Source organism: Cytobacillus sp. QJM3NY_8 (assembly GCF_056173585.1).
On sequence record NZ_CM149681.1, the window covers coordinates 1,625,595 to 1,643,983 of the forward strand.

Genomic DNA, 18,389 nt, shown 5'->3' on the forward strand with positions numbered 1-18,389 from the left:
AACACCTCTTAACTATGTAATTTTCCCTTAAAGGAAGCTCAAGGGAGGATTCTGACAGTACTCCTATTCCCTAATGAAACTGCTTGTAAAGCTCAATAGTTGTATTATGTGCAAAAGGAATAAATTAATGAAAAAATCTATGCATGCAGCATACATGGTGAAAATAAAAAAGATGAGCAAGATGCTCATCTTTCTGTATTTTTCTCGATATATTCAAACAGAAAAGACTGACCGTTTCTGTAAAATCGGGGATCATAGAGGCCAAGCCTTTCATCATCATCAACAAGAACGACAAATGGGGACCATTCATAAAGGGTTCTAGCTTCAGGACGCTGAGAAAACAATTTATCTAAATCAGCAGTTTCTCTGGATTGAAGCACATATTGAGTTTCCTCTTTCTTAAAAAGGTTATCATTAAAGATGATTACTTCATCGTCTTTTTTGGTTATAACTGAAAAGGTCCATGGAATAAAAGCTGCCGAGAGGGCAACTTGATCATATTGATCATCATACTGCTTATAAATAATAAATCCCTGAGTACTTTGGATGATAACATGCACCAGCAAAAAGGCCCATGCCATTCTAAAGTAGTAAGGTGATTTCAGTTTGTTTCTTCTAGAGTAAATAAAAGCAGTTCCCATGATGAACCAAATCACTAAATCAACAATAGGAATCGTGCCAAAGGTAATCCTCATATTTGAAAATGGCTCCAAGTATCCCGTTCCCCACGCATTGAATAAATCACTTGTATTATGTATGAAAACTGCAAGCCAACCCAGCAGGAAAAGCTTCTTATCCTTAACTTTGAAGAGCAGGAAGGATAGCAGAAAAAACAGCAGAGCCCAAACCGGAGTAAGAAAAACTGAATGGGTAATGCCTCTGTGCCACATCTGATAAAGTCCTTCTGTATCCCATAAGCGGGAGATGACATCAATATCCGGAATTTGGCTTGCCCCCACGGCGGTAAGCAAGTACGCTCTCTTGGTGTTCTTATCCATATCTCGTTTATTAACTGCACCGTAAAGGCCCAAGCCGAATAAAGTATGAGTAATTGTGTCCATTTGCAACCTCCTTTTTTATATTTTGTTTCACTATTATAAGCCTGAAAAAGATTTATAAAAAGAAATATGCAATCTTAAAATGCGTTGCAAACTTTACTTCGGAGCGATAAAATTGAAGGTATTGCAATAATTAAGTGTCACATTGATTGCTTGATAAAGTGAAACTTCAATCTGTGGGGGTTCATCCCCCGCTGATTGTAAGTTGAGGCCCGCACGATGTGGGTCACAAAGACGTTGCCACAGGATAAGGAAAGCTACAGAGCGATACATCGCACGACCGAAAGCGGCAGCTTTTTGGGAGGACGTGGCATTCTTAGTCTTTGTGCTTCATTCGGGCCTATACGGGCAGTTTAGACTCCCGCTTACCCATTCTCAATTTGCTATGTGTACGACATGGGAGTCAAACTGACCGTTAGACTGCGATAAACAAATTTTCATATAAGTAAGTGAGGAACCAATATGTCCAAAAATTTTAAAGAAGAAGTTTTATCCCGCCGCACCTTTGCAATCATTTCCCACCCGGATGCCGGTAAAACGACGCTGACAGAAAAACTCCTATTATTCGGGGGTGCCATTCGTGACGCGGGTACAGTTAAAGGAAAGAAGACAGGCAAGTATGCAACAAGCGACTGGATGGAAATTGAAAAGCAGCGCGGTATTTCTGTTACCTCCAGTGTGATGCAGTTTGAATATGATGGTGCGCGCGTTAATATTCTAGATACTCCTGGTCACCAGGATTTCAGTGAAGACACGTATCGTACGCTGACAGCCGTTGATAGTGCTGTTATGATCATTGACTCAGCGAAAGGCATCGAAGAGCAGACACTTAAATTATTCAAGGTCTGCCGCATGAGAGGAATTCCGATCTTTACATTTATGAATAAGCTTGACCGCCAGGGAAAGGCACCGCTTGAGCTCCTTGCGGAATTAGAAGAGGTCATGGGAATTGAATCATATCCTATGAACTGGCCAATCGGGATGGGGAAAGAATTCCTCGGAATTTATGATCGGTTTAATAATCGAATTGAGCAATTCAGAGTAGAGGAAGAGGACCGCTTTATTTCACTGAATGAGGAAGGCGAAATAGAGGGAAACCACTCCATTAAGGATTCTGGTCTATATGATCAGACTCTTGAAGAAATTATGCTGTTAAATGAAGCGGGCAATGAGTTTTCAAGAGAGAGAATTGCAAAGGGAGAATTGACCCCTGTGTTTTTTGGAAGCGCGCTGACCAACTTTGGTGTACAGACATTCCTTGAGTCTTATCTCCAATTTGCACCGCCGCCGCAGCCGAGGAATTCTTCAGCAGGTGAAATTGATCCGCTGTCAGAAGAATTTTCTGGCTTCATATTTAAAATTCAGGCAAATATGAATCCTGCTCATCGCGACCGGATAGCATTTTTAAGAATTTGTTCAGGCCAATTTGAAAGAGGCATGGCTGTAAATATACCAAGAATCGGAAAGTCCATCAAGCTTGCGCAGTCCACACAATTCATGGCTGATGACAGAAGTACAGTCGATACTGCCGTAAGCGGGGATATCATTGGAATTTATGACCCGGGAACTTACCAGATTGGCGATACGTTAACGGCAGGTAAAAATAATTTCCAATACGAACGTCTACCTCAATTTACACCTGAGCTATTTGTAAAAGTAACTGCCAAAAATGTCATGAAGCAAAAACATTTTCATAAGGGCATCCAGCAGCTGGTGCAGGAAGGAGCCATCCAGCTGTTTAAAACAGTAAGAATGGAAGAATATCTTCTCGGTGCAGTTGGACAGCTGCAATTTGAAGTTTTTGAACATCGCATGAAAAATGAATATAACACAGAAGTTTATATGGAAAGGCAAGGCTCCAAAATCGCCCGCTGGGTAGAAGGCGATGAGGTCAACGAAAATCTTTCCAGCGGAAGAAGTCTCCTGGTTAAAGACCGTTATGACAAAAACGTTTTTCTTTTTGAAAATGACTTTGCACTCCGGTGGTTCCAGGAAAAAAACCCGGATGTAAAACTATATAATCCGATGGACTCAGAATAATCATGCGGCCTCTTTTAGGGGCCGTTTCTGCTTTTGGTCCCTGTAAATGATCAGCCTCTCTTCTCCTGATTCAATTCCTGTAAATTCCTCTGTCACTCCTATTGACATATTCATCAATAGATAATATAGTATTAACACATCCGCTTTAGTACTAAAAAGCGTTTAAGTTAAAAAGCAGGAAGTTCAATCTCGATAAAAATATAGACTTTGTCCGCAGAAGAAAGTAGAGCAGTTGCCGGCAGCAGATAGAAACTGAATGGGTGATGAAAATTCAGGCAGCAATTGGTCGAAATACAACTGCATTTCACAGGACATTCTCTTTAAGCGGGTAAGCATAAATGGCTTATCAATTAGGGTGGTACCGCGGAGCTCCTTCGTCCCTATAGGCGAGAGGGCTCTTTTTGTTTGCTCTCGAATTTCTTGTATTTTTTAGGAGGAATACATTATGCATCAGGAACATGCAGCATTGAATTTGAAGCCGTTTGAGGCACTTATTGTCACTCTATTAATCCTTGGAGGGATCAGTTATTCTATTATTTTCGCAGGGGCAGTGCCTCATATTCCCGTTGTTTTCGCGATAATGGGGTTAATTGCTTACGGTTTAATAAAAAAAGTATCCATTACACAGCTGGAAAAGGGGCTGATAGAAGGTGCCCAGTCCGGATTAGGGGCGATTTTCATTTTCTTTTTAATCGGCATGCTGATAAGCAGCTGGATGGCAAGCGGAACCATTCCAACATTTATTTACATGGCTTTGGAAGCTGTTAATGGAAAGTTCTTTTATGCCATTGTGTTTGTGGTAGCATCAGTGATTGGCATGAGCATTGGAAGCTCGCTTACAACGGCTGCTACATTGGGAGTGGCCTTTATGGGAGTCAGCTCTGCTTTGGGTCTTTCGGATGCGATTACGGCAGGTGCAGTTATTTCCGGTGCTTTTTTTGGAGATAAAATGTCTCCGTTGTCTGATACAACTAATCTGGCATCATCGACAGTTAAGGTGGATTTATTTGAGCATATAAAGACCATGGCATGGACAACGATCCCTTCGTTTATTATTTCTTTGGCAATTTTTGCTGTGCTGTCACCAGGCGAGGCAGCATCTGATTTTTCAAAAATTGCCCAGCTGAAAAAAACTCTGCTGGATGAGGGGCTGGTACATTGGTACTCCCTAATTCCATTTGTCATTTTGACAATACTGGCCATTAAAAGAGTATCGGCTATCATCACGCTGTCAGCCGGAATTTTATCGGCTTTAATCCTGGCCATCTTTGTTCAAAACAGCTTCGGTTTCGAAAAAGTGATGTCATTGCTGTTTTCAGGATATGTCTCAAAAAGTGGTTCAGAGGAAGTAGACGCACTATTATCAAGAGGTGGCATGGAAAGTATGATGTTTTCTATTTCATTGGTATTGCTTGCACTTTCCATGGGAGGCTTATTCTTTAAGCTTGGCATTCTTCCAGCTTTGCTTGAAGGAATCAAAGGTGTTTTGAATCGTGTGTCCTCTCTAGTGGCAGCAGCAGCAGGAACAGCAATCGGCATTAACTTCCTGCTTGGAGAACAATATCTGTCGATTCTCTTAACTGGGAATGCGTTCAGAGAGCCTTTTGAAAAAGCCGGTCTGCACCCGAAAAATCTTTCAAGGATTCTTGAGGATGCCGGCACCGTGGTAAACCCGTTAGTCCCGTGGAGTGTTTGCGGAGTTTTTCTGGCAGGTGTACTAGGGGTGGAAACAGCAGCTTACATGCCGTTTGCGTTCTTCTGCATACTAAGTCCAGTTATTACTCTTATCTATGGATTCACTGGTTTAAAAATCGAAAAAATTGAGAAAAAAGCAGCTGTGTAATGCTGCTTTTTTCTGTGGGCAAAGGTTTAGGCAATGTCTTTTTTGGGGTGATTGAGCCCCTTTAAAGTCATAGATATTGTTCTCTATCACCATTCAGCAGCACACTGATTTCTTGCATAGTGATAGCTGCTTTAATATAGTTAAAATGTGTTTATATCTATCTTGCAGCCGTCATATATTTACTGACTTTGAAAGGAGCAGAATGTGTGCGAATAAGTGATTTTTCAATCAAAAGGCCAATCTTTACATTGGTTACGATGTTCTTAGTGCTTATTTTAGGGGCTGTCTCCCTTATGAATATTCCATTAAAGCTCATACCCGATCTGAATCCTCCTGTAGGAGTAGTAGTAACTTCGTATCCAGGAGCAAGTCCCGATGAAGTTGTGGAAAAAGTAACAAAGCCGCTCGAGGAAAATTTGGCAACATTGCCGGGGATTAAAACCTTAACTTCTACCTCGCAAGAGAGCGCAAATTTTATTCTGATGCAATTTTCCTGGACGACAGATATTGATGAAATACAAAATGAGGTTATTCAAAGACTGGATCAGACACAGCTTCCTGATGAAGCCGATAAACCGCGATTTATGAAGTTTGATCCTGCCCAGTTTCCTATCATACAATTATCCCTTAGTGCAGATGAAGAGCCTGAAGCATTGAGAAGGCTTGCAGAACAACTGAACCTGGAGCTGACCAAGGTTAAAGGAGTAGCAAGCGTAAATCTCTCCGGAACAGCCATTAAGGAAGTAAGGGTGGAACTTGATCAGGAAAAACTAAGAGATTTCAAACTAAGCCAGGCAGATGTTGTCGATGTAATTGAATCCAATAATATTTCAATGCCGGGTGATCCGGTTTTGACTGAGGGAAAAGAACTGACAACCAGGATCATTAGTTCCATAGATTCCCTTGAAACGCTGAAAAAACTTACTGTAACAGTTGACCCTGCAACAGGCGATAAAGTAAGCCTGGAAGATATTTCAGAGGTTCAGCTGGCCAGCCAGGATGATCGCACTATCACGCGCACAAACCATTCTCCATCTGTCTTGCTGAGTGTCCTGCAGCAGTCAGACGCTAATACGGCAGAAGTTTCAAATCAATTCATACAGAAATTGGATGATCTTCTTGAGAAAGAACAGTTTGAAAATATTGAATCAGAAATTCTTTTTGATCAGGGGGATTACATAAAGCTTGCAATAGGGAATATCTCCAATTCACTGATTCTTGGCGGTGCTTTTGCGATGATTGTGCTATTTTTCTTTTTGAAGAATGTTAAAAGCCCGCTTATTATTGGCATCTCAATTCCTTACTCTGTTATTTTTACGTTTGTTTTAATGTATTTTTCAAATTTCACCTTAAATATTATGACGCTGGGCGGATTAGCGCTTGGAATTGGGATGCTGGTGGATAATTCCATTGTAGTTATTGAGAATATTTACCGCCATTTATCAATGGGGAAAGATCCTAAAACGGCCGCCAGCGATGGAGCAAAAGAAGTAGGAGGTGCGATTACTGCTTCCACTCTAACGACTGTCGCTGTATTCCTTCCAGTAGTATTTATTACTGGAATCATCGGTGAATTGTTTAAGGAGTTTGCCCTGACCATTTCCTTTAGCTTATTTGCATCTCTAGCTGTTGCACTGACAGTTGTGCCAATGCTGGCGAGCCGGCTGCTGAAGTCTCCAAAAGCAAATATTGAGACAAAAAGGCAGGAATCAGGCTTAATGCGTTCACTTGAAAAATCAATTAAGTGGTCTTTGCGGAATCGCGCAGTGGTAATAGCGATCACCATGCTGTTATTGGCAGCGGGAAGCTTTGGAATGACCACCTTAGGCACACAATTTCTTCCAAATACAGATGAAGGCTTCTTTACGGTGCGAATGGAGCTTGAAAATGGCACTGCGCTTTCAGAAACTGAAAAAGTTATATCTGCTTTAGAGGAAGAATTAAAGGATGAAGAAGAGGTAGATACATATGTCAGCCTCATCGGAACTACACAGGAAGGATCCTTCCGGGGCTCGAAGAATGCCAATATCGCTGAATTGTACATCAAAATGAAAGGGCTTGATCAGCGTGAAAGATCAACCTTTGAATTTGCCGATGATATCAAAAAGGATCTGGAAAATGCTGCATCAAAGGTTAATGAAACTGCCGAACTCTCATTTAACATGCAATCCTCATCCGGTACAGCTCCGAATACTCTGACTTTCAGTGTAAAGGATACAGATCCAAATCGCTTAACGGAAAATGCAGATAAAATCTATAATGGATTGAAGGACTTAGATGATGTAACAGAATTATCCACTGACCTTATGGATACAGTTGAAGAAATTCAAATTACTGTGGACCGTGAAAAGGCACTTGAGCAAGGCCTGGCTCCTGCCCAGGTAGCCATGGCAGTAAATGATGTAACACGTGGCAATCGGGCAACACAAATGATAGATGAAGAATCGAATATATATGGCGTTTTTGTTGAGTACGATCGGGAAGTCACACAGGATATTGATAATTTAAAAAAATTGCTTATAAAAAAGCCTGATGGAAATTATGCTGCTCTGAGTGACGTAACTAATATAGAACGTGGAAAAGGACCGGTCAATATTCAGCGCATCAACCAGCAGGATGCTGTTCAATTTACATTAAAGTACAAGTCCTCAACAAACATGGGTGCCATGTCAAAAGCAGTGGATAAAGAAATTGCTGATCTGGATTTGCCGGATGAAACGGAAATCGTTTTTAGCGGTGACAGGGAGTTGCTGGAATCATCCATTGATGACCTGATTCTGGCCTTTGTTCTGGCAATAATCTTTATATATCTTGTAATGGCAGCCCAATTTGAGTCGCTGAAGTATCCTTTAGTTATCATGTTTACTGTGCCTCTCATGGTGATCGGGGTGGCAATTGCTCTTACAGCAACCCAAACACCTATTAGCTTAACAGCAATAATCGGGATTATTGTGCTGGCAGGAATTGTAGTTAATAATGCAATAGTCATTGTCGATTATATTAACCAAAAGAAAGAAAATGGCCTTAAGACCTATGATGCCCTAATTATTTCCGTTAAGGACCGTGCAAGACCGATACTTATGACAGCTTTAACAACCATACTTGGGTTAGTTCCTCTTGCCCTTGGTTTAGGAGAAGGTACTGAAATTAACCAGCCTATGGGAATTGCTCTGATAGGCGGGCTGATCAGCAGTACATTCCTGACACTATTTGTGATACCTGTTGTATATAGTTTCTTTGACAAGGATACAAGGCGGTTAAATAAAATGTATGCAACACCGGATGGCCATTTAGTGCCAGCCTATCTGCTTGAAGAAAGAGTGGATAAAGACTGGAATCACAATAAAAGTGCAGAAGACAAAAATCAGCTTCAAACCTCTGAAGCCAGTTCCTACAGCAGAGATGATATGTCAGCCATGCTAGAAGAGTTGTTAAAAATTGTAAAAGAAGATAACAAAGAAAAAAAAGAACACAACAAGGATGAAAATACTTAATCCGTGCAGGCTCCTTCGATAAGAAGGGGCCTTTTGTCATGGTGTTTCAAAATGGAAATAACTTCCTATTAGATTTTCAGGAAAATATCTGGAAAATTCATTGATAATTGACCTATAAACAGAGCACAATAAAAGTATCGACTTGTAGCTGGTGGTAATGAAATGAAAAAATTCAGTAAACTAGAAGCAGTTTTTTGGAGTATTGCATTGCCTGGTTTTAGCCAATTATTAATGGGGAAGCTGTGGAAGGGAACTTTATTTGTCGCGCTTGAATTCATCATTAATGTATACAGCCATTTTAATTCAGCCATCATGCTCAGTTTCATGGGAGAAATTGATAAAGCGGTTCATGTCCTAAATTATCAGTGGCTCATGTTTTACCCTTGTCTTTACATGTTTGCAATGTGGGATGCATATCGTACTGCTATGCCGGAAAATGAAGAATTATCTTTCCTTCCCTTTGTGTTCAGTGCCTACTTTGTGACAGTAGGACTTATGTACTCAACCAAGCTGAAATTATTTGGGATTTTTTTCGGACCGGTCTTTCTTCCTATGCTCTTTGTAATTCCGGGTGTATTCACCGGTCTATTGATCAGGTGGATCATTTTGAAATGTAGAAAGCACCCGGTGGAAAGTTAAGATGGCACATCATTTAATTAATGAAAAAAGCTTTGGCACACTAATCAATTTAGTGATGTTAAAGCTTTTTATCTTTTTTAAAAATAAATTTTTTAATAACCCCCAAAAATCTCTTTCATGAATCCGTACAGTTGTAATGAACAAGCGGCCGCTTTAATTAAATTTTGAGGTGAAATTATTGGTATTTTTATCCAGTAAAAAAATGAATAAAATGGCAAAAAGCACACTTGCACTGGTAATTGCGGGAACATTCACATTTTCAGCCGCAACAGCCTTTGCAAGTGAGAACAAGGAAGATGAAGAATTTGAAACAGTTGAAATAAAAAATGATCCTTCAGCTGAAGCAACTGCTGAATCAAAAAAAGATGCAGCAGAATCCATTGAAAATGCTAAAGAAGAGCTTAATGAAGAAGCCCCATCTCTATTGCCTGGAAGCTTCTTCTACTTTGCAAAGCTTGCATTGGAAAAAGTGAAGCTTGCTCTAACTTTTGATGACATTAAAGATGCAAAATTGCTTGCCGATTATGCTTCAGAGCGTATGGCGGAAGCAGAAGCACTTTTTGCTGAAGGAAAGGGAGAAGAAGCTTTAGAAGCAATAGAAAAAGCACTGGAACAGATGGAAAACGCTGAAACTATCGTTGATGAAGAAGCGAATGAAGACCTGGGAAAATCAATATCAGATGAGGAGGACAACGGTAATCTAGACGAATCAGCTGAAGTGGAAACTCCAGATGAAGACGATGCAGACCGTGAAGATTCTTCTGATAATGACACGGCCAACAAGGAAACTGAAGATGAAATAAAAGAAATCTTTGCACAGAATATCATTGCCCTTCAGGCAAATCTTGCTAAGTTTTCAGAAAGATTCGATGAAAACCATCCCTCTGTTTTAGCGATGCAAAAGAACATTGCTAAGTTCACTGAAAAATGGTCTGAACAATTGATAGAAGAAAAAGAATATACTGGAATTGACCAGGCTGGGCAATCTTCAGAAATGGCGCATGCTCCGATTAAATCTGAAGAAGCTGAAGCAGCAGAAGATCCGGAGAAAGAGATGGATGAATCAGCTTCTGAAGAGAAAACTGTGTTACCTGAAAATGCCGTGAAGGTGTCTAAAGAGGTAAAAGATTCAGCTAAAGCTGAGAAGAAAAAAGAGGCAAAGGCTTTAGAGGCTAAAAAGAGAGCAGAAGCAAAGGCGGCACGAGAAGAAGCTAAAAAAGCAGAAAAGGAAGCACGCGAAGCAGCTAAACAAGCTGAAAAAGCAGAACGTGAGGCAGATTGGAAAGCAGCAAAAGAACAGCAGGCAAAGAAAGTTCAAGAAAAGCAGGCAGAGGCAAAGAGCCATGCCGGCAAAGGAAAATTGAAAGCTGAAGAAGTAAAAGGTCAAGGAAAAGAGAATAAAGGCAACTGATTTATGCTGGAAAAGAAAGCGCCTCGAGGCTTTCATTTCCTTTGCCAATAAACAAACCACCCTAAAAAAAATAATCTGGACACCGTATGATATAATGTGTTTTGAAAAGAGGTGGGGCAATTGCTAAGTTTATTGTTTTTGGCAAAGAAGCGTAAAAGAACGCTCGAAGAAACGGTAGAGTTAATACAGCAGGGAGATACAGCATTAAATAATGAGCTAATAGAGTCATATAAGCCGTTTATTGCTAAAACAGTATCATCAGTCTGCAAGAGATACATACATGAATCAGATGATGAATTCAGCATTGGTCTCATCGCTTTTAATGAAGCCATTCAAAAGTATAGTCCTGATAAAGGGAGTTCATTGATCAGTTTTTCGGAAGTGCTGATTAAAAGACGGGTTATTGATTATATCCGTAAGCAATCCAAATTTCAGAATCTTAGTTTTAATGGAGGCTCTAATCTGGAAGATGATGATACGGGTTCTGCGATTGAAGACGAATTGTCCATTGAAGACTTCAGAAAAAAAACGGATGAAGAACTGAGAAAAGAAGAAATTCTCCAGTTTACACAGGTTCTGCAGGAATTCGATCTTACCTTCAGCGATTTGATCGAACAGTCTCCAAAACATGCTGATGCACGAAAAAATGCGATGACAGTAGCCAAGATTCTGGTTGAAAATGATGAACTCAAAAACATACTTTATGATAAAAAAAAGCTGCCGATAAAGCAGCTTGAGAGCTATGTATCCTTAAGCAGAAAAACAATAGAGAGAAATAGGAAATATATAATTGCCATATCACTGATATTAACTGGCGATTATATCTTTCTAAAGGATTATATAAAAGGGGTGTTGGAAACGTGAAAACAGGAATTATCATGGAAATAAACGAACGTTTTTTAACACTATTAACCCCGGAAGGTGAATTTCTGCGGGCCCGAAAACAAGATGGGGCATATACACTTGGCCAGGAAATTGAATTCTTCCCAATAGAACTGAAAAACGGAAAAAAGTCGTCGCCTTTAACTATTTTTAATCTATTTAAAGGAAAAGGATTAATGGCAGCAGCTTTTGCACTAATGCTCGCTATCGTTTCATTTCTGCCGTTCCTGCAAAATGACGAAGTGTATGCATATATGTCAATCGACGTTAATCCGAGTATTGAACTAGGGGTCAATCAAAAATATCAGGTAGTAAAGCTCGTTCCTTATAATGAGGAAGGAAAACTAATTATACAAAACATCAAGAAATGGGAAAAAAACAGCATTCATGATGTAGCTGACAAAATTCTTCTTCAGATAAAGAAACAGGGCTATTTTAAAGAAAATAAAGAAGTAGTCATTGCTGCCGTTTATACAGAACAGAGTAAAGAAGCGGATAAGCGTATTCAGGAGGAGCTGGCAGATATAAAACAAGCTGCACAAAAAGAGCAGCTTGAAGTAACTTTACTGGAAGCAAGTGAAGAGGAAAGAGAAGCTGCTATTGAAAAAGGGCTCTCACCTGGATTATATAAAGAAAATAAATTAAAAGCTGACGCTGACAAGATAGAAATGCCTGAACCTGCAAATCCTGTTAAACAGACAGATAAAGAAATTCCTGCTCCGCAAAAGCCGGCAGAAAATACGCAAATCCAATTAAAAAAGCAGGAGAAAATAGAAGATCATAAAGAAAAACCTGCTGTTCCAGGGCAAATAAAGAAATCTGGGAACCAGCAGAATAACAGCGGTAAAAACAATGGAAATAATCCTGGAAATAGGCATGATAATAAAGAAAAGATAAATCAAGAAAATAACGTAAAAGCCCAAAAACATCAAAATCGTCCAAGCGAAAAAAAAAATAATAAAGCTAATGAAAACAGAAAAAACCCCGAGAGAAATCCCAAAGAAAAAGATAATGGGAAAAACAGAGGCGGTAATGGTCCTGATAAGAATCAGAAAGACAGGAACAATCGAAATAATGCCAGCGGAAACAATCAAGGGAAGCATAATGACAGAGGGAATAGGTAAGAATAAAGTCCGGAGATGGCTCCGGACTTTTTCCATTTATATGAAGTTGTTATTGATTATTTTGGCCGGACATTTGTGCCTGTGCTTGCTGTACTAGTCGCTTAGTAATTTCTCCGCCCACAGATCCGTTAGCCCGGGATACAGTATCAGAGCCTAATTGAACACCAAATTCCTGGGCAATTTCATATTTTACCTGGTCCATGTATTGTTCAATCCCAGGAACTAAAAGCTTATTGCTGCTTCTTGCCATTGTATTCAACTCCTTTTTATTGGTCTTACAGAGTTTATCTTCCCTCTGTATTTTTAGTATGAATTAAAAAGGGAGTTTCATAAGTGGTAATATTTCGGCATAAGCAGTTTCTTTATGTTTCTTTATGAACAGCAGCTTCCAGAAGAATATCTGCGATATGAACGGCCTTTACGTTTCCGGATAAACCTTCACGTTCTATCCCCAGCTTCATCTGCAGAAGACAGCCCGGATTAGAGGTCACAATTACTGCTGCATCTGCCGACTTGGCCTGAATCATTTTATGATCAAGTATTTGCATTGACATGTCAGATTCAACAATATTATAAATACCGGCAGAACCGCAGCATCTGTCTGCATCCTTCATTTCCCTGAATTCGATGCCTTTAATTGAATTCAGAAGAGTGCGCGGGGCTGCTGAGGTTTTCATGACATTGCGCAAATGACAGGAATCCTGATAAGTTAGGATCTGCCCTGGCAGCTCAAGATTAACTTTTTTGTGGAATTCTAGTTCGTATAGAATTTCGCTGATATCTTTGAGCTTTTGCGAAAACTTTACAGCTCTTTCATGCCATTCCCGGTCATCTTTAAGAAGATGGCCGTAGTCAATAAGGAATGCTCCACATCCTCCTGCATTTGTAATGATATAGTCTGCGTCCAGCTTCTCAAAAGCCTCTATGTTCCGCTTTGCCAGGTTTTTAGCCGCCTGTTTTTCACCGCTATGGCCATGAAGAGCACCGCAGCAGGCTTGATTTTGAGGAATATGGATTTCACATCCTGCAAGCTGCAGAAGTTTTATTGTCGCATTATTGGTTTCCAGGAACATCGTATCCATTAAGCACCCAGTAAAAAAAGCGGCTTTTTTTATAGGTTTATCTGCTGAGAGATATGATGGCCTATTTTTCATTTCTTTTAATTTTGGCACTTGAGGCAGTACCTTTTCCATGGCCGTGAGGTTTTTTGGAAGCCAATTCAGCATTCCTGTTTTTCTGGCGGCCGATTGGAGACCTGAACGCTGATAAAAGCCCAATAGCCCGGCAGCTGCCCTCATTCTGTTCTGGTGGGGGAACAGCCCATTAAAGACCAAACTGCGAACCGCTTTGACCGGAAGCGAATGTTTCTTATTCTGATTTATAATATCTCTTGCTTCTTCCAGCAAGTGCCCATATTTTACTCCTGAAGGACATACAGGTTCGCATGCCCGGCAGCCCAGGCAAAGATCAAGAGATCTCTCTACGTCTTCATCCGGTTCAATTAATCCGTCAGCAACAGCTTTCATTAACGCGATCCTTCCCCTTGGAGAGTCTGTTTCTTTAAAGCCTGACTCGACATAGGTGGGGCAGGAAGGGAGGCAAAAGCCGCAGCGCATGCAATTCAGGAGTTCATCTTCATTCATTCGGTTCTTAAATTCTTCCTGAATGATTATTTGTTCTTTTAATGTTGTCATTGGGCAACCACCACTCGTTTTCTGTCATCCTTGGCAAAAATTTTGCCGGGATTAAGAATGTTATTGGGGTCTAAAGCAGTCTTAACAGCTTTCATTGCATCAATGCCAGCCTGGCCAAGTTTCAGTTCAAGATAGGGAGCTTTCATGACCCCCACTCCATGTTCGCCTGTTATAGTCCCTCCAAGTTCAATCGCCTTGATAAAAATCTCTTCAAAAGCGTTTTCAACCCGTTTCATTTCATCTTTATCCCGGGCATCTGCAGGGCAGGTCGGATGCAGATTTCCATCACCGGCATGGCCAAATGTACAGATGGAAAGTCCGTATTTTTTGGAAATTTCATTTATTGCTTTTACCATGTTGGCAATTTCAGATCTTGGCACTGTAGCATCTTCAAGAATGGTTGTGGGCTTAAGGCGTGCAAGGGCCGATAATGCGGCACGCCTTGCAGTCCGCAAGGCTTCTGCTTCCATTTCGGAATTTGCGAGCTGTACAGATACAGCCCCTTGTTTCTTGCAGATTTCAGCCATATTCTGCATATCTTTTTCCACCACCTCAATCGGACCATCCTGTTCAATAAGAAGTACTGCTTGGACATCGGTTGGCAATCCAATTTGGGCAAAATCCTCAACAGCCTTTAATGTAGGCTGATCTAAAAACTCAAGGGTGGCGGGTATGATTTTGTCAGCGATGATTTTTGAGACTGATTTTGCAGCTTGTTCAAGATCCTGATATAAAGCAAGCATTGTCTTTTTTGACTCAGGAAGCGGGATTAATTTTAATGTTGCTTCCGTAACGATCCCCAAAGTTCCTTCAGATCCAACCAGCAGTCTGGTAAAATCATATCCTGCCACGTCCTTCGCAAGCTTGCCGCCCGTTCTAATAATGTCTCCGCCCGCAAGTACAGCTTCCAGCCCCATTACATAGTCCCTTGTAACTCCATATTTCAATCCACGCAGTCCGCCGGAATTTTCATTGATGTTTCCTCCGATTGTGCTTATTTTCATCGAACTTGGATCTGGAGGATAAAAAAGCCCTCTTGCTTCAACCTGGTTAATCATGTCAAGCGTGATGACACCGGGCTGTACTGTAACCGTAAGATTTTCTTCATCGATTTCAATCACTTTATTCATATGCTTAAACAGGAGTACAATTCCGCCTTCTGTAGGACAGGTGCCTGCACATAAATTGGTGCCCGATCCCCTTGGTACGATTGGAATTCCTGAGCTGCTGCAAATCTTGAGGATACTTGATACTTCCTGTGTATTTCGCGGACTGATCACTGCGTCGGGCATCGATTGGAAATTTGGAGTAGCGTCATATGAATAGACGAGGCGCCCTGCTTTTGAGTCATCATAATTTTCTGCGCCGACAACGGCTATTAATTCTTCTTTTATTTGAACGTCAACCAAATGGATCCTCTCCTTTAATGGAAGCTGTCAATATCTATTTCTTTAAGTATAAAAAAAGCAGGGAATGCTCTGCTATGGTTAACTATACAAATATTCATGGATATTTTAATTGTTTTTTGTACCTTCATCTAAAAGTTTTACCGCAATGAATAATTTCATTAAATCATTCAGATTTGATGTGTATAGGCCGGAAAGATCCGATATTTTCTTGAGTCTGTAATGAAGGGTGTTAATATGTATATGCAATGCTTCAGCAGTATTTTTCAAAGAGTGATTTTGCCTGAAAAGTTCCTGAAGGGTTACCATAAGATCCTGTTCATTCATGAATGTCCCAATTGTTCTTTCTACAAAGTCCTTTTTAGTTTCTGGTGAGAGGTCATCAAAAATCATTTCAATGGTCAAGTCCTGGTCAAAAATTATGGTGCCACGGTCTTTTGCAATTTTTAAAGCACGTTCTGCCTGCATAAACGATTCGGACAGGCTGAAGGGAGGCAGTGGTTTACCGGTGCCCATACTTACTTCAGCGGCCAGAAGGTTCTCAAGAAAACGATGAAAGCGAGTGACCTTTTCTCTTATCAGGTTCTCTTTTTGTGCTGAAGAAGCTCCAGCTAAAAGCACTATCCGGTTATTGCCCCAGCGGATTAGAATATCATGAGGGCCAGCTTCCTTCCAGGATAATATCCTATTCCAAAGATCCCTATGAAGCAATTGGCTATTTTGCCTGAATTCTGCGATGGAAACCTGTCTGTCCACAGCCAGATTAATTTTCAGAAGATGAGCCCGTTCTTTGAATGCGGGATCCCATTCTTTTGCCTGCAGCCAGTCAAACATAAAACCTTCCAGTGCACGAGCCTGCCAATCGAGCTGCTCTGCAAAGTAACTTTCACTGATAAATAACTCTGTAAGCTTGCGGATGATTTCTGCGAATGGGGAAATTTTATCGGGATTTCCGGTTATGCCAATTACGCCAACTGTTTCTCCTTTAAAAAAGATCGGCAGGTTAATGCCGGCTTTTACACCTTGAAGGCGAGACTGATCCTCCCTGGTAATAATCAGCTTTTCTTTATTTTTTATGCAAATCAGTGCGCCTTCATGAAAACTGCCTATTCTGCCTGCATCTGTACTTGCAATGATTACCCCGCAGGTATTGGCAACTATGATATCTTCCTGAAGAAACTGACGCACTTCAGCTATAATTTTTTCAGCCAGGTCAGGCAACAACATGTTATATCTCCCTTTGATTTTTTGACTTTATTATATATAAATAAAAAACTTCCTGCGAATTTTCTAATATCCCTTTTAAAAACCGGGTATATTCATTATGATAAGGGTTAGAAAAATTTTGAAGGGGACAGGTATGATATGTGGAAAGACGTAAGAAATTGGCTGGATAAACTGACACCTGCCCAAGTAATATCCGGATATTATTTATTGGCAGTATCTGTATCGGTACTTTTATTAAGAATACCGGCTGTACATAAACCAGGAGTGGAGGTTGCATTTATTGATACAGTTTTCACGGCTGTCAGTGCAGTGAGTGTAACCGGTCTGTCAGTGGTTGATATATCGGAAACATACAGTGTTTTTGGTTATTTTGTCATCATGTTCATCCTTCAGTTTGGCGGGATAGGGATCATGGCGCTAGGCACATTCTTTTGGCTCCTGCTGGGCCGTAAGATTGGATTAAGAGGGCGTCGCCTCATCATGGTCGATCATAATCAGTATGCCTTGTCCGGCCTAGTCAATTTAGTAAAAGAAATCATTAAAATTATATTGGTGATTGAAACGCTTGGTGCGCTCATATTGGGTTTTCATTTTCTTAAATATTATCCTGCATGGGATGAAGCATTCCTGCATGCGCTGTTCGCATCTGTCAGTGCTACAACCAACGGGGGCATGGATATAACAGGAGCCTCTCTTAAACCATATGCCGGCGATTATTTCGTGCAGCTGATCAATATTATTCTGATTACTTTAGGAGCTATAGGTTTTCCTGTTCTTATCGAATTAAAGCAATATCTATTTAGGAATAAATGGGACCAGGAACCATCTTTTCGCTTTTCCTTATTTGCAAAATTGACGACCGTTACATATGCCGCCCTTCTTGTGTTTGGTACCGTTATTTTGCTCATCATGGAGTTTAATCAATATTTCAAAGGCATGAACTGGCATGAAAGCTTCTTTTATGCATTTTTCCAATCCGCTACCACCCGGAGCGGCGGGTTATCAACCATGGATGTTAATGAGTTTACAATGCCTACTCTCATTATAATGAGTATTTTAATGTTCATTGGGGCATCACCAAGTTCTGTCGGCGGGGGCATCAGGACGACTACATTTGCTGTGAATATCCTCTTTATATATCACTTTGCCAAAGGAAATCGGGATATAAAAATATTTAAAAGAGAAATTCATGAAGATGATATTCTGAAGTCCCTTGCTATCACTTTGCTTGCTATTGGAATGTGTTTTTTCTCTGTTGTTATTCTAAGCATTACAGAAAAGCAGATGGAGCTTATTGAAATTATTTTCGAGGTCTGTTCAGCTTTTGGTACCACGGGTCTGTCGTTAGGAATCACACCGGAATTATCAATGATCGGGAAATGTATCATAATGGCCTTAATGTTTATTGGAAGAATTGGATTAACTTCCTTCTTATTTATTATAGGCGGCAAAGAAAAACAGCCGAATTTTCATTATCCTAAAGAGCGCGTTATTATTGGCTAAAAAAGCAGACCGGAAGATTATTCCGGACTGCTTTTTTTCTTGTCCCCATCGCCTATGCGCAAGACTTT

13 protein-coding genes are annotated in these 18,389 nt (G+C 40.5%); 8 read left to right on the top strand and 5 right to left on the bottom strand.

Going from position 1 to position 18,389, the window contains the following annotated elements; genetic code table 11:
- Positions 1-185: 185 nt before the first annotated feature.
- Positions 186-1,061: a metal-dependent hydrolase gene (locus AC0VZ9_RS08565; RefSeq protein ID WP_192908381.1), complete on the bottom strand. Its 876-nt coding sequence runs from the start codon at positions 1,059-1,061 to the stop codon at positions 186-188.
- A gap of 459 nt (positions 1,062-1,520) precedes the next feature.
- Between AC0VZ9_RS08565 and AC0VZ9_RS08570 the strand changes: the two genes are divergently transcribed.
- From AC0VZ9_RS08570 to AC0VZ9_RS08600, 7 genes are all read left to right on the top strand, one after another.
- Positions 1,521-3,098, top strand: coding sequence for a peptide chain release factor 3 (locus tag AC0VZ9_RS08570; protein WP_475397260.1), 1,578 nt, complete (start codon positions 1,521-1,523; stop codon positions 3,096-3,098).
- Between the two features lie 445 nt (positions 3,099-3,543).
- Positions 3,544-4,941, top strand: coding sequence for a Na+/H+ antiporter NhaC (nhaC, locus tag AC0VZ9_RS08575; protein ID WP_475397261.1), 1,398 nt, complete (start codon positions 3,544-3,546; stop codon positions 4,939-4,941).
- A 206-nt stretch (positions 4,942-5,147) separates the two neighbouring features.
- Positions 5,148-8,435 (top strand): efflux RND transporter permease subunit, encoded by a 3,288-nt coding sequence (locus AC0VZ9_RS08580; RefSeq protein WP_475397262.1) that lies wholly within the window; start codon positions 5,148-5,150, stop codon positions 8,433-8,435.
- A gap of 162 nt (positions 8,436-8,597) precedes the next feature.
- Positions 8,598-9,074, top strand: coding sequence for a hypothetical protein (locus AC0VZ9_RS08585; RefSeq protein ID WP_009331091.1), 477 nt, complete (start codon positions 8,598-8,600; stop codon positions 9,072-9,074).
- 169 nt (positions 9,075-9,243) lie between these two features.
- Entirely contained in the window at positions 9,244-10,485 is a 1,242-nt protein-coding gene (locus tag AC0VZ9_RS08590) for a DUF5667 domain-containing protein (protein ID WP_475397263.1), read from the top strand.
- 120 nt (positions 10,486-10,605) lie between these two features.
- Positions 10,606-11,349, top strand: a complete 744-nt coding sequence (gene sigI / locus AC0VZ9_RS08595; RefSeq protein ID WP_251174387.1) for an RNA polymerase sigma factor SigI — start codon at positions 10,606-10,608, stop codon at positions 11,347-11,349.
- Positions 11,346-12,491, top strand: coding sequence for an anti-sigma factor domain-containing protein (locus tag AC0VZ9_RS08600; RefSeq protein WP_256814741.1), 1,146 nt, complete (start codon positions 11,346-11,348; stop codon positions 12,489-12,491). The genes sigI and AC0VZ9_RS08600 overlap by 4 nt, the downstream gene beginning before the upstream one ends.
- A gap of 49 nt (positions 12,492-12,540) precedes the next feature.
- Here AC0VZ9_RS08600 and AC0VZ9_RS08605 read toward each other — a convergent pair whose 3' ends face one another.
- The 4 genes from AC0VZ9_RS08605 to AC0VZ9_RS08620 form a co-directional block, all read right to left on the bottom strand.
- Positions 12,541-12,741, bottom strand: coding sequence for an alpha/beta-type small acid-soluble spore protein (locus AC0VZ9_RS08605; RefSeq protein WP_009331086.1), 201 nt, complete (start codon positions 12,739-12,741; stop codon positions 12,541-12,543).
- Between the two features lie 112 nt (positions 12,742-12,853).
- Positions 12,854-14,185 carry a (Fe-S)-binding protein gene (locus AC0VZ9_RS08610; protein WP_475397264.1) on the bottom strand — a complete coding sequence of 444 codons (1,332 nt, stop codon included), beginning with the start codon at positions 14,183-14,185 and terminating at the stop codon, positions 12,854-12,856.
- On the bottom strand, positions 14,182-15,594 hold the full coding sequence (glcD, locus tag AC0VZ9_RS08615) for a glycolate oxidase subunit GlcD (RefSeq protein ID WP_009331084.1): 1,413 nt from the start codon (positions 15,592-15,594) through the stop codon (positions 14,182-14,184). The genes AC0VZ9_RS08610 and glcD overlap by 4 nt, the downstream gene beginning before the upstream one ends.
- A 105-nt stretch (positions 15,595-15,699) precedes the next feature.
- Positions 15,700-16,818 carry a CdaR family transcriptional regulator gene (locus tag AC0VZ9_RS08620; protein ID WP_009331083.1) on the bottom strand — a complete coding sequence of 373 codons (1,119 nt, stop codon included), beginning with the start codon at positions 16,816-16,818 and terminating at the stop codon, positions 15,700-15,702.
- A 138-nt stretch (positions 16,819-16,956) separates the two neighbouring features.
- On the opposite strand from AC0VZ9_RS08620, the gene AC0VZ9_RS08625 reads away from it, so the two are divergent.
- Positions 16,957-18,321 (top strand): TrkH family potassium uptake protein, encoded by a 1,365-nt coding sequence (locus tag AC0VZ9_RS08625; RefSeq protein ID WP_009331082.1) that lies wholly within the window; start codon positions 16,957-16,959, stop codon positions 18,319-18,321.
- Positions 18,322-18,389: the final 68 nt, after the last annotated feature.

What these genes read in the sequence shown, in the direction of transcription:
- AC0VZ9_RS08565 (WP_192908381.1), bottom strand. Translation starts at nt 1,061, where the DNA reads ATGGACACAATTACTCATACTTTATTCGGCTTGGGCCTTTACGGTGCA.
- AC0VZ9_RS08570 (WP_475397260.1), top strand. Translation starts at nt 1,521, where the DNA reads ATGTCCAAAAATTTTAAAGAAGAAGTTTTATCCCGCCGCACCTTTGCA.
- nhaC (WP_475397261.1), top strand. Translation starts at nt 3,544, where the DNA reads ATGCATCAGGAACATGCAGCATTGAATTTGAAGCCGTTTGAGGCACTT.
- AC0VZ9_RS08585 (WP_009331091.1), top strand. Translation starts at nt 8,598, where the DNA reads ATGAAAAAATTCAGTAAACTAGAAGCAGTTTTTTGGAGTATTGCATTG.
- AC0VZ9_RS08605 (WP_009331086.1), bottom strand. Translation starts at nt 12,741, where the DNA reads ATGGCAAGAAGCAGCAATAAGCTTTTAGTTCCTGGGATTGAACAATAC.
- AC0VZ9_RS08610 (WP_475397264.1), bottom strand. Translation starts at nt 14,185, where the DNA reads ATGACAACATTAAAAGAACAAATAATCATTCAGGAAGAATTTAAGAAC.
- AC0VZ9_RS08620 (WP_009331083.1), bottom strand. Translation starts at nt 16,818, where the DNA reads ATGTTGTTGCCTGACCTGGCTGAAAAAATTATAGCTGAAGTGCGTCAG.
- AC0VZ9_RS08625 (WP_009331082.1), top strand. Translation starts at nt 16,957, where the DNA reads ATGTGGAAAGACGTAAGAAATTGGCTGGATAAACTGACACCTGCCCAA.